The sequence below is a fragment of the Vibrio sp. bablab_jr001 genome (assembly GCF_016464285.1).
GTDB classification, from domain to species: domain Bacteria; phylum Pseudomonadota; class Gammaproteobacteria; order Enterobacterales; family Vibrionaceae; genus Vibrio; species Vibrio fluvialis.
The window spans coordinates 536514-548393 of the sequence record NZ_JACDWZ010000092.1; the positions used below are offsets into that span (position 1 = coordinate 536514).

The following is an 11880-nucleotide window of genomic DNA, read 5'->3' on the forward strand; positions in this document are numbered from 1 at the left end:
TGAAATCGTGACGAACAAGTTTTTTTTGTTATTATCGATAAATCACTAAATAGGATCAGGATTGATCCAAAGCTGTAGTTTGTTGTCGATGGGCGTTCTCGAGCAAGATATCCAAAATCAGTTAAGCCAGCTGCGCAGTCAGCTGGAACAGACACGTTTGACACATCGGGATACTTCGTTCAAATTTAACCGAGAACAAAAAGTCCTGAAACGTATCGTCGCATCTTTAAGTCTGGCTTGCCGAGGCGAGAACCATCAATTGAATGGTTATTTAGCTGAGCTGCGTCAAGCCATTGAGCAGCAGAAAGATATAAGCTCGCTCATACCTCGTCTGGCCGTACTGGAGCGCATGTTGAAGCAACAAACGTTGACTATGGAAAAGCAGAGTACTCACCTCGACTCTCAGATCAAACACAGCGGCGAGATCCTGCTGCGCGTACCCGGCCTGCCTTCAAAAGTGAAGCGCGATCTGCGTGATTTACTCAGCTTTTCTGCCGCTCAACAGCTGCCTAAAGCCGATCAGGCCATGCGTCTGCTCGGTATCTACGAACGTTCAGTCAAAATCATTACCGCCAACCCACAAGCTGTGGTCGATGAACTGAACCAAAGTGCTGACAAAGAATTATTGGCACGTCTCAGCGAAGAGCTGCAAAACCTCATTACCGAACTTGATTTTGACGGCGAATCAGGCGATCTGCTGACTGACATCCGTGCCAAGCTACTGACAGGTGTGAACACTCAAACCCTGTTAGAGCTGACACTGGAAGTGCTCAAACTGGTGATTGCCGGCACCAACTTCGAACGTAAGAGTTCGGAGAAATTCCTCGAGCAGGTCAACAGCTCACTGGCGAACAACATCAAGAGCGTGAATCAGAACGTCGATCAGAGCCTCAACTATCAGGCTCACCGCCAGGAGATGCATCAGGAACTGAACACTCTGGTCGCGCGCAGTCAGGCGGCGTTGAAAGAGGGCACCGAACTGGCGCCAACCAAAGCCAAACTGGAACCGATGCTGGATGAACTCTCGTCGCTGTCAGAACGTCTGACTCACGCCGAACAGCGTGAACAGGCCCTGATTGAACGCATGCAGTACACCCGCAACCAGATGGAAGCGCTGTTTGAAATCACGCAGGATTACCGCCGCCGTCTGGAAGATCAGGCGCAGCGCATGTTGCAGGATCCACTGACTAAGGTGTACAACCGCACGGCATTCAACGATCGTCTGGAACTGGAATACCGCCGCTGGATTCGCGCTCAGCACTCACTGCGTATCGTCATGCTGGATATCGATAAATTCAAAACCATTAACGACAGTTTTGGTTACATGGCCGGTGATAAAGCGCTGAAAATCATTGCGCGCACCATCAGCAAAGAGCTCGATGATACCGACACTGTCGCCCGTTTTTCCGGGGAAGAGTTCATCCTGCTGCTACCGGAACACACAGATAATGAGTGCTACCAAATCATTCAACAGATTCAGCGCAACGTCTCCAAACTGCCGTTTAAGTTCCGCGACAAGAACATCACCATCACGCTGACCGCTTCAAGCACCTGCTTCAAAGAATCCGATACGCCGGAAACCGTGCTTGAGCGCGTGCACCGCTCACTGGTGGATGTGAAGAAATACGGCCCGAACCAAATCGCCTGGAAGTAATCGGCTGGAAATTGTCGTTGCAGATTGCAGCATCAATCCCCCTTCCCCTTTGTTATTCGGTTATTTTTTAACCTTAGTGACACATTTTTAGTGACCAAACTCACATCTGATGCGGCACAATATTTCCCATTTCCACAGATCCGCACAAGATTGAAACCGTAATATCAATTAGTTAAGTACGCTAACTCGTTGACGTCGCTGAGCAAGTCTCAGCCACTTCCACGAACCAAAGAACCCGGTTTCTCCTCAGGTCGGTCATCGACCACCGCTGAACATTCCGGATGATTGCCCCACCTCTGCGAAACGAGCGACGCAAGACTCAAAGAACTCATCAGCCAAGCGCGCAGGTGGACTATGATTAACCTCTAAAGAAAGGAGGTCAGCATGATCACTCAAGTCAGCCCAGCCGGCAGCATGGATCTGTTGTCGCAGCTTGAAGTAGAACGACTGAAAAAAACCGCATCCAGTGATCTGTACCAGCTGTACCGCAACTGTAGCCTTGCGGTCCTGAACTCTGGCAGCCATACCGACAACTCCAAAGAGTTGCTCGATTTGTATAAGAATTTCGACGTTACGGTTCTGCGCCGTGAGCGCGGCATTAAGCTCGAACTGACTAATCCGCCAGATCACGCGTTTGTCGACGGTCACATCATCAAAGGCATTCAGGAGCATCTGTTTTCCGTACTGCGCGACATCGTGTACGTCAACATGCATCTGGCCGACAGTCAGCGTCTGAACCTGACCAACTCAACCCATATAACTAACCTGGTGTTTGGCATTCTGCGTAACGCGGGAACCCTGATCCCGGGCATCATTCCGAATCTGGTGGTGTGTTGGGGTGGTCACTCGATCAATGAAATCGAATACCAATACACCCGAGAAGTGGGCCATGAACTGGGTCTGCGTGAACTCAACATCTGTACCGGTTGTGGACCGGGTGCAATGGAAGGCCCAATGAAAGGCGCGGCCATCGGTCATGCGAAACAACGCTTTCACGAGCAGCGCTATCTGGGCCTGACTGAACCATCAATCATTGCCGCTGAGCCACCAAACCCCATCGTTAACGAGCTGGTGATCATGCCAGATATCGAAAAACGTCTGGAAGCGTTTGTGCGTCTGGCACACGGCATCATCATCTTCCCGGGTGGCCCGGGTACTGCCGAAGAGTTGCTGTATATTCTGGGTATTATGATGCATCCGGAAAACACTCATCAGCCAATGCCAATCGTGCTGACGGGCCCGAAAGAGAGTGAAGCGTACTTCCGATCTATCGACCAGTTCATCGCCGATACGCTGGGTGATGAAGCGCGTAAGCACTACACCATCGTGATTGACGATCCTGCGGAAGCGGCGCGTATCATGAAAAATGCGATGCCAACGGTTCGTCAGCACCGCAAAGACAATGAAGATGCTTACAGCTTCAACTGGTCACTCAAGATTGAGCCGGAATTCCAGCTGCCATTCGAGCCTAACCACGAAAGCATGTCCAACCTGGATCTGCATCTCAACCAACGTCCGGAAGTGCTGGCCGCCAACCTGCGCCGCGCCTTCTCTGGCATTGTGGCGGGCAACGTGAAGGCCGAAGGGATCCATGAGATTGAGCGCAAAGGTCCGTTTGAGATTCACGGCGACCCGGTGTTGATGAAGAAAATGGACCGTTTGCTGAAAGACTTCGTCGATCAGAATCGCATGAAACTGCCGGGTGGCTCCGCTTATGTGCCGTGTTATCGCATCGTCACCTGACGCTTGGTAGCAATCCCATTGAATTTCATTACAATAAGGGCCTAACAGCCCTTATTTTTTTGAATTGTTATGTCTATCCATCTCGTCATCATCGATGCTCTTAATCTCATTCGTCGTGTGCACTCCGCCCAGCTGGATGAAACCGATATTGCGAGAACCATAGAGACCACCAGTCGCACGCTGCAACGTATCATTGGCGAAGCCGAACCCACCCATATCATCGCGGTGTTTGACCATCACCTGCAAGACCGAGGCTGGCGCGCCGAGATTCTGCCGGGCTACAAAGCGGGGCGCAAACCCATGCCTCTGCCTCTGCAACAAGGATTAGACAAGATTCAGCAAGCCTGGTGGGGACTGGGTATCGATTCCCTGCTCTCCGACGGTGATGAAGCTGACGACCTGGTGGCAACACTGGCAACCAAGGTCGCCGCACATCAGGAAAAAGTCACCATCATTTCCACCGACAAAGGTTACTGCCAACTGCTGTCGCCAACGCTGCAAATTCGCGACTACTTTCAGCATCGCTGGCTGGATGAACCGTTTATCGACAAAGAATTTGGTGTCAAACCTAGCCAGTTAGCCGACTATTGGGGACTGACTGGCGTCAGCTCCAGTCAGGTACCGGGCGTGCCGGGAATCGGACCTAAAGCGGCAAAAGAGATCCTGACCCAGTTTGCCGATATCGAAAGCGCTTACGCCAGTGAGGCGCTGCCCGCGAAATACCGCAAAAAGCTCGATGAACACATTGAACTGGCGCGGGTATGTAAGCAGGTAGCCGGACTGAAAACCGACATCGAACTCGGTTTTAATCTGCAGGACATTCGTTTCAGCGGGTCGCCGGCATAAAAAAACGCTCCTTAAGGAGCGTTTTTTGTTTCAACTCTGTCACGATATTAGTGCGGAGATATATTCGTCAGTGCCTGAACGTGTACCGTGATCTCTTCGCGATCGTGGTAAAGATGCTTCGCCTGCAAACGGAACTTGACGTGGTGCTCTTTGAGGAAGATCTTCAGGTTTTCAATGTCTTCCAACACTTCATCGTAGCGACCTTTCATTGGCAATTTCAGGTTGAAAATCGCCTCTTTCGCCCAGCCACTGATGATCCATTCGCCCATCAGTTGTGCCACGCGTGATGGCTTTTCAATCATGTCACACACCAACCAGGTCACGTTCTTACGCGGCGGCTCAAACTTAAAACCGTCTACCATGTGGTGTTTCACCTGACCGGTTTCCATCAGGCTTTCTGCCATCATGCCGTTATCAATCGCGTGCACGAACATCGAACGTTTCACCAACTGATATGTCCAGCCACCCGGACACGCGCCGAGATCCACCGCCCACATGCCAGACGCCAAACGGGTATCCCACTCTTCACGCGGAATAAACACGTGGAACGCTTCTTCCAGCTTCAGGGTTGAACGGCTTGGCGCATCAGCAGGAAACTTCAGGCGTGGAATGCCCATAAAGAACTGCGAATTGTTTGAACTCAGCGAGTAACCGGCAAAACAGTGGCCCGGCGCGACAAAGCACACGTGCAGCACTGGCTTTTTCGGATGCTCTTTCGCGAACAGTACCCCTTTACCACGCAGTGCTTGGCGCAGCGGCACGGTAAACTTACGACAGAACTTGAGCAGCTCTTTGGCTTCGTTAGTATCCGGCGTTTCCACACGCAGATCGCCGCAGCGCGGAAAACCTTCAAATTCTGACAACTGCGTCAGAATAGGAGAAATACGGTCATCTTTTGGCAGTTCAGTGAACTCTGCCGCCACCGCAAACATCTGGCGGGCAAAAATCAAGGCCTGAAAATCCAGCTCTTTGATCAGCTTTTGCGCATCGCCTTCCTGATAGCACTCAAACAACACATAGCCGCTGTTCTTCTGCATACGCGGGAAACCATACACTTCCAGTTGCGTGGCTTTGTCCTGAATCTCACCGGCGCACTCTTTTTCAAAACCTGCGCGGCAATAGAGCATGACTTGTTTCACTGCTTGACCTCTTTAATATTCATGGCCGCGAAGGTAAATAATCCCCAGCCGATCATAAACAGCAGACCGCCCATCGGCGTGATGGGACCAAACCATTTTGCACCCGTCAGTGCTAAGGCGTACAGGCTGCCGCTAAAACAAAAGATGCCGATGATAAAGCAAATCGCCGCGCGGCTAAAATAGTTTCGCGCTTTTTCTGTTAGTGACAGCTGCAGCAGAATACCGCAGACAATCAGCGCCGCCGCATGAATAAACTGATACTGCACACCCGTTTGAAACACCTCAAGCAGGTGTGGACTCAATTTGGCTTTCAGGCCGTGAGCTGCAAATGCGCCCAGTGCAACGGCAATCCCGGAAAACAGGCCACCCAAGGTAAGTAATGACTTACTTTTCATCGTACACCTCAATAATAAACTGACTTAAGTTTTTCACCGCCAAGGCGATGTTTTGCGCTTCGGTATACCCTGAAGACTTGCGCGGTTTGAAGCTGTGGTCGCCATCCGGCAGAAAAGCGAGAGAAACATTTGGGCTGAATGAGAATGTTGCACACTCCAACTGCGTACCAAACGTGTCACGTTCGCCTTGCAGGATCAGCGTGGGCTTGTCGATGTCTGCCAAGTGATCCCCTTTGAACTTTTCCGGCTTGCCCGGAGGGTGAAACGGAAAACCCAGACACGCGATACCCGCCACTTGCGGATGGGCACTCAGTAGCGACGCCATTCGTCCTCCCATCGATTTGCCGCCGATCACCACCGAACCTGAAGCGTACTCCGCTATCACCGCTTCAAACGCTTCCAGCAGTTTCGGCGCACGATCCGGCGGACGGCGCTTGCCATCTTCCGCCCGTTTGACCATATACGGAAAGTTGAATCGCACCACGCGAATGCCACGTGCAGCCAAACCACTTGCCACCGCCGCCATAAAATCGTGATCCATATCGGCACCCGCACCGTGCGCAAAAATAAACGTCAGCGGGTTATGCTCGCCATCAATGCGTACTGGCGTCATGGAGGCTGCTGTCATCAAGTAAATCCTCTTGTTCGCGGCGGGCTTTTTTCAGCATCCAGTCTCGGAATGTCGCAATTCGCCCCATGTCCGCCTGCTTCTCATGGCACACCACGTAGAATGCGTTTTTGGTCATCAGAACTTCATCGAACGGCGCCACTAAGCGCCCCGCGTCTAACTCAGGCTGCGCTAATACGTTGTTGCCCAACGCGACACCCTGCCCATGCGCCGCCGCCTGCAATACCATGGTGGAGTGACTGAAAATCGGTCCGTGATTAACGTTTACGCTGTCGAGGCCGTTCTCTTTGGCAAACTGTTTCCAGTCTTTGCGCGAGGTATCGTGCAGCAATGTATGATGGGCCAAATCTTTTAATGTCGACAGCGGCTTGCTGCCCAGAAGTAGTGAAGGCGAACAGAGCGGGATCAGAAACTCCTGATACAACTTATCAGCGCGCAGCCCCGGCCAACTGCCACGGCCGTAGTAGATAGCGACGTCCACATCATCGGTCAACGAACCTTCTTCCATATCGACCGCTTTAATACGCACATCGATATCCGGTTCTTGCTGGTTGAAATCCGCCAGACGCGGCACCAGCCACTGAATAGCAAAACTCGGCGGCAGACTGATGGTCAGCGCGCCTTTTTCACTGCGCTCCAACAATTTATCGGTCGCTTCTGCCAGCGAACCAAAGATGTCTTTGATATCGAGAAAATAGCTCTGCCCTTCTTCGGTGAGCAGCAGAGAGCGGTTGCGACGGCGAAACAGTTTCAAACCGAGAAACTCTTCCAACGCTTTAATTTGATGACTCACCGCGGCCTGGGTAACAAACAGCTCTTCCGCCGCCCGGGTAAAACTCAGGTGGCGCGCTGCAGCTTCAAACACTTTCAGCGAGTTTAATGGTGGCAATCTTCTGGACATGAGGACACTCTGTAACAGATTAGTTTTTTTAATCTGAAACATTATAAATTGTCCGTTGCTAACCAGCCAGAGAAAATCTATATTTCACCCCGCAACGCGGGCCTGAACGGCTTGATTCTCTTTAGAATCAATGGGCTTAGTTGTTGCGATGTTGTGTTTGCAAACTCGATTTTCGAGTTAGGTAGATTTCTACCACCTGTTTTGTGCAGTTATCCCCTGCCGCAAAACATATACTTCCTGTATTTATTTTTTGACCTGTCTGTCAAATTATTTAGCACCGCCTCAGGGCGGTGTTTTTTTATGCCTGCGATTTGTGCCGTTACCTTGCTTCCAGTGTCGATAAACCCGCGCCTAGTGTCGATAAACCCGCGCCTAGTGTGTAACAAAAGGTAAATAAATCTAATGCTGCGTCGAGGCGAAAAAAAACGCAAACCGACCAGCGATTTGCGTTTCTCTTTATCTACCGACAGTGTTACGGGCGGTAAACTTTAATATTGTCGAAACCCTGTTCTTTCAGGTACAGCGCTTGCAGTCGGCTCATCACACCGCGTTCGCAGTACAACAGGTAAGTCTTAGACTGGTCCAGATCGCCAAACTGAGTCGCCAGTTTGTAGAACGGCAGGTGTTTGACTTCCACGCCTTCAAGCTCCAGCGGTTTCTCATCTTCTTCATCCGGGCTACGGATATCCAGCACCACCGCGTGCTCCTGAACCGCCGTCACCAGCTCCACTTCCGGCGCTTGCTGCTGCGACTCTTTTTCGATGTCACGAATGTCCATCTGACGCGCGTCGTATATCACTTTATCCAGAATCGAGAAATCGAACTTGGCTTCTTCCGCTTCCAGTTTGGCTTTGACGGCTTTCACGGTCGGACTCTTCGAGATCACGCCGCAGTATTCCGGCATGGTCTTGGCAAAGTCTTCTGTACCGATCTCACGAGCCAGGCTGATGATATCGTCTTTGTCCCAGTTGATCAGCGGACGCAGAATCAGCGTATCAGTTACGTTATCGATGTGGCGCAGGTTAGTCAGAGTCTGACTGGATACCTGACCCAGCGCTTCACCCGTCACCAGTGCCTGAATGCCGAATTTCTCTGCAATCTGGCCTGCCGCACGCATGAACATGCGTTTTAGGATCACGCCCATCTGGCCATCGTCAACTTTCTCCAGAATTTCTGCCACCACAGGCTCGAAATCCACTGAGATAAAACGCACTTTGGCTGAAGAACCGTATTTGTGCCACAGGTAGTAAGCCACCTGTTTTACGCCGATTTCGTGTGCCGGACCGCCCAGGTTGAAGAAGCAGTAATGCACTTTTGAACCACGTTTGATGTGCAGGTAGCTGGAGACACCCGAGTCAAAACCACCAGAAATCAGGCTCAGCACATCTTCCTGCGTACCCAGAGGGAAACCACCTAAGCCTTTATGGCGGGCAATAACCTGATTCAGCAGACCATCGTTGATTTCCACATTAATGGTCACATCTGGATTTTTCAGACGCACTTTGGCGCTTTCTACCGCCTGGTTCAGGCCGCCGCCAACGTAACGTTCCAGCTCAATCGAAGTGAACTCATGCTTACCACGACGTTTAGCGCGCACCACGAAGGTTTTGCCTTCAATCAGATGACGGCTTTGCAGCAGCACTTGCTCGTAAATATCGTGCAGATCTTTGAATTCCGATTGCTTCACTTCCAGCACTTGTTGAATGCCCGGAGTGGTCTTCAGAATTTCCAGTGTTTCCGCAAAGAAATCACTGCTGTTCGCAGAAACTTCAATATGATCGCGACGGTTGAATACCGCCACACCAGTGGTACGACTCTTGATGATATTGCGAATATTGCTTTCAAGAATTTTAGTGAAGCGCTTACGCACCGATTCACTTTTAATGAAAATTTCTGGATGGGGCTTAACTATAAATTTCATAAGGTTATTCGCAATTTGATTTGAACATTCACTGGCAGGCACGACTGTGTGGCGCTCAGCACCGCTAAGGGGGCGGGATTATACACGATCTCTCGCCACAGAGAAAAGCTTATGAAAAAGGCAAGCGGGTTAGCTTGCCTTTGTGAGCGGACTCTATGTCGCGTTATTGGTTGGTCGCGGGCTGTGCCGATGGGACTTCATCGCTGTAGAGCGGCTCACCCTGCATGATGCTGATTTCTACTCGGCGGTTACGAGCGCGCTCGGCTTCAGTGTCGTTCGGCCCCAACGGGTCCGTATCGGCCATACCGCGTACTTGCAGGCGTTGGTGGTTGAAGCCTTTCACTTTTTCCATCTCCTGCGCCACCGACACCGCGCGCTGCGCGGACAAATCCCAGTTCGAACGATACAGCTCAGAATCAATACGCTGATTGTCGGTGTGGCCAGACACTCGGACAATGCCCGGAACATCTTTGACCAAATCGGCAATCTGGCGTACCAGCGGACGGAATTTCGGTTGCAGGAAGGCGGAACCTTCAGGGAATGCGCCCTTCTCGCGAATTCGGATAACGATCTGCTGCCCGAGGTTTTCCACTTCAATCGCACCCTGCTCGATTTCTCGTTGCAGCGCTTTCTTAATGCTTTCCAGTACCGTTTCCATCTCTTCTGACATCGCCTGAGACTGCGCTTGCTGCTGTTGCTGCTGCGCTTCGGTGTTCTGGTTATTTTGCGTGGAAGTTTCCGGAGACTGACCACCGGTCAACTGGCCGGCATCACGCTGGGTGCCACCGGCACGATCAGAGTCACCTTCGTGAAACTCCAGCGTTTGCTGGGTGATGTCCATGGTTTGCTGCATGATGACATCAATCGGCGTCGGCTCAGGACGCCCGGGACGAAACTCCTGAGCGATGATGCTGGTCCCTTTCGGAATGTCTTTCACTTCGAGACGGTTTTGCACACCAAAGGCAAACTTCATTGAACCGGCGATCTGCTTGAACTTCAGTACGTCCATTTCCGAAAACGAAAGCAGCAGTACGAAGAAGCACATCAGGAGTGACATCAGGTCAGCAAAGGTCCCCAGCCAGGCCGGAAGCCCAGGAGGCGGACATTTGCACTTTTGCTCTTCCATCATTCACTCCGCTTATTCTTTGTCGACATCAAGCGCGCGCTTACCTTCATTGAGGTAGTTTTTCAGGTAGCTGTCAATCACACGCGGGTTCTGGCCATCCTGAATGGCCAACACGCCATCCATAATCAAACGGCGGTTGAGCGTTTCTTGTTCACGGCGCAGCGACAGTTTGTCGGCAATCGGGAAAAACACCATGTTAGAGAGAATCGCACCGTACAGCGTGGTCAACAAAGCCACCGCCATGGCCGGGCCAATCGATTTCGGGTCGTCCATGTTGGACAACATCGCCACCAGACCAACCAGTGTACCGATCATCCCCATCGCCGGAGCAACATCACCAAACGCGCGGAACACGCCCGTGCCGGCCTCATGACGTTCGTCAGTCAGGGCAATATCTTTTTGCAGCGTGGCACGCACCACATCGGCATCATGACCATCCACCAGCAGATCAATGCCTTTCTGCATAAAAGAGTTGGAGATCTCCATCTCTTCCAGAGCCAGAAAACCACCTTTACGCGCTGCGTCAGCCATTTCCACGATCTTCGCGATCAGGTCTTCTGGCTCATCGGCTTTAAACATGAACGCTTTGCCGGCAATTTTGGCGGCACCGAAGAACTGACCCATCGTAAATTTCATTAACACGACGAACAGCGAACCACCCACTACGATCAGAATAGAGGTGACATCGACGAACATCATAATGCTGCCGCCCAAGACCATCGCCATGACGACAAATGCTAAGCCACCAATCAGACCTATCAGCGTTGCTAAATCCACGAAGCGCTCCTCTGCTGTTCATTCGCGATTAGAGATTACTCTCGTTATCGGCAAGAGAATAAATTCTTTAACTTTTTTCTCAGGAAGTGTGGCACCATACCACGCTCTCCCCTGTCTGTGATGACAAGATTATTTATCATTGTTACGTCCGCACGTCCTCTATGTTGCTGAGTTATTGTTCATTTTCTCAGGATTGAGCGACGCTTTCGCCACTGCCACTCGTCTTGAGTCGACAATTTGCGCAAAAATCTGCTTGAAACGGCGGCACGCCCTACCGGGCAGTGATATGCTTTTCCCAGTGTATACTCAAATCCGGCTAAGATGCACCTGCGGGCAGCACAGAAATCCAAGCCAAGTTTCAGACTCCGGTGCCATTTTTGCTTTTCGGTCTCGGCATCCGCTAAAAAGCGTTGTATTTCTGACAAAATTGCTTGGTTAAATTTGACCATCACAACGCCCTAAGGTAACTTTCGTGCATCTTTCCCAAGGCAAAACGATTATGGCGAGCAAGAAACCTGAAAACATGTCCTTCGAAGCAACCATTCAGGAGTTAGATGAACTGGTTGATCAACTGGAAAACGGTGATTTGGCGTTAGATGAAGCCCTCAAAAAATTTGAGCGCGGCATTGCTCTGGCTCGCTCCGGACAAACTAAGCTCGACGAAGCCGAACAGCGCGTCAGCATTCTGCTCAGCAACAGCGACGAAGCGCCGCTGAGTGACTTTACCGATTTGCCTGAATAAACGAAGAC

At 51.3% G+C, this 11880-nt stretch carries 11 protein-coding genes; 4 read left to right on the forward strand and 7 right to left on the reverse strand.

Translation table 11 applies throughout. The features are described from left to right. Window positions 1-88 precede the first annotated feature (88 nt). The 3 genes from JIG40_RS16120 (at window position 89) to xni (ending at window position 4243) form a co-directional block, all read left to right on the forward strand. Window positions 89-1654, forward strand: coding sequence for a GGDEF domain-containing protein (locus JIG40_RS16120; protein WP_061056768.1), 1566 nt, complete (start codon window positions 89-91; stop codon window positions 1652-1654). Between the two features lie 384 nt (window positions 1655-2038). Further along, window positions 2039-3397 carry a nucleotide 5'-monophosphate nucleosidase PpnN gene (ppnN, locus tag JIG40_RS16125; RefSeq protein ID WP_020328082.1) on the forward strand — a complete coding sequence of 453 codons (1359 nt, stop codon included), beginning with the start codon at window positions 2039-2041 and terminating at the stop codon, window positions 3395-3397. Between the two features lie 69 nt (window positions 3398-3466). Further along, window positions 3467-4243 (forward strand): flap endonuclease Xni, encoded by a 777-nt coding sequence (xni, locus tag JIG40_RS16130; protein WP_199465642.1) that lies wholly within the window; start codon window positions 3467-3469, stop codon window positions 4241-4243. 47 nt (window positions 4244-4290) lie between these two features. Here xni and rlmM read toward each other — a convergent pair whose 3' ends face one another. The 7 genes from rlmM to pomA form a co-directional block, all read right to left on the reverse strand. Next, window positions 4291-5382: a 23S rRNA (cytidine(2498)-2'-O)-methyltransferase RlmM gene (gene rlmM / locus JIG40_RS16135; protein WP_020328085.1), complete on the reverse strand. Its 1092-nt coding sequence runs from the start codon at window positions 5380-5382 to the stop codon at window positions 4291-4293. Beyond that, window positions 5379-5777, reverse strand: coding sequence for a DUF423 domain-containing protein (locus tag JIG40_RS16140; protein WP_020431373.1), 399 nt, complete (start codon window positions 5775-5777; stop codon window positions 5379-5381). The genes rlmM and JIG40_RS16140 overlap by 4 nt, the downstream gene beginning before the upstream one ends. After that, entirely contained in the window at window positions 5767-6390 is a 624-nt protein-coding gene (locus JIG40_RS16145; RefSeq protein ID WP_348541342.1) for an alpha/beta fold hydrolase, read from the reverse strand. The genes JIG40_RS16140 and JIG40_RS16145 overlap by 11 nt, the downstream gene beginning before the upstream one ends. Then, window positions 6371-7306, reverse strand: a complete 936-nt coding sequence (locus tag JIG40_RS16150) for a transcriptional regulator GcvA (protein ID WP_055452227.1) — start codon at window positions 7304-7306, stop codon at window positions 6371-6373. Before JIG40_RS16150 ends, JIG40_RS16145 begins: the two co-directional genes overlap by 20 nt. Window positions 7307-7778: 472 nt before the next feature. Beyond that, a complete protein-coding gene (gene thiI / locus JIG40_RS16155) occupies window positions 7779-9227 on the reverse strand; it encodes a tRNA uracil 4-sulfurtransferase ThiI (protein WP_020328089.1) in 1449 nt (482 codons plus the stop codon). 163 nt (window positions 9228-9390) lie between these two features. Then, entirely contained in the window at window positions 9391-10356 is a 966-nt protein-coding gene (locus tag JIG40_RS16160) for a flagellar motor protein MotB (protein WP_024374629.1), read from the reverse strand. Window positions 10357-10365: 9 nt separating this feature from the next. Continuing rightward, window positions 10366-11130 carry a flagellar motor protein PomA gene (gene pomA, locus JIG40_RS16165; protein WP_020328091.1) on the reverse strand — a complete coding sequence of 255 codons (765 nt, stop codon included), beginning with the start codon at window positions 11128-11130 and terminating at the stop codon, window positions 10366-10368. 499 nt (window positions 11131-11629) lie between these two features. Between pomA and xseB the strand changes: the two genes are divergently transcribed. Then, window positions 11630-11872 (forward strand): exodeoxyribonuclease VII small subunit, encoded by a 243-nt coding sequence (xseB, locus tag JIG40_RS16170; protein WP_024374628.1) that lies wholly within the window; start codon window positions 11630-11632, stop codon window positions 11870-11872. The last annotated feature ends 8 nt before the right edge of the window (window positions 11873-11880 follow it).

Excerpts from the sequence above, each read along its gene's own strand:
- ppnN (WP_020328082.1), top strand. The coding sequence starts at position 2,039 with ATGATCACTCAAGTCAGCCCAGCCGGCAGCATGGATCTGTTGTCGCAG.
- thiI (WP_020328089.1), bottom strand. The coding sequence starts at position 9,227 with ATGAAATTTATAGTTAAGCCCCATCCAGAAATTTTCATTAAAAGTGAA.
- JIG40_RS16145 (WP_348541342.1), bottom strand. The coding sequence starts at position 6,390 with ATGACGCCAGTACGCATTGATGGCGAGCATAACCCGCTGACGTTTATT.
- xseB (WP_024374628.1), top strand. The coding sequence starts at position 11,630 with ATGGCGAGCAAGAAACCTGAAAACATGTCCTTCGAAGCAACCATTCAG.
- JIG40_RS16140 (WP_020431373.1), bottom strand. The coding sequence starts at position 5,777 with ATGAAAAGTAAGTCATTACTTACCTTGGGTGGCCTGTTTTCCGGGATT.
- JIG40_RS16120 (WP_061056768.1), top strand. The coding sequence starts at position 89 with ATGGGCGTTCTCGAGCAAGATATCCAAAATCAGTTAAGCCAGCTGCGC.
- xni (WP_199465642.1), top strand. The coding sequence starts at position 3,467 with ATGTCTATCCATCTCGTCATCATCGATGCTCTTAATCTCATTCGTCGT.
- JIG40_RS16160 (WP_024374629.1), bottom strand. The coding sequence starts at position 10,356 with ATGATGGAAGAGCAAAAGTGCAAATGTCCGCCTCCTGGGCTTCCGGCC.
- JIG40_RS16150 (WP_055452227.1), bottom strand. The coding sequence starts at position 7,306 with ATGTCCAGAAGATTGCCACCATTAAACTCGCTGAAAGTGTTTGAAGCT.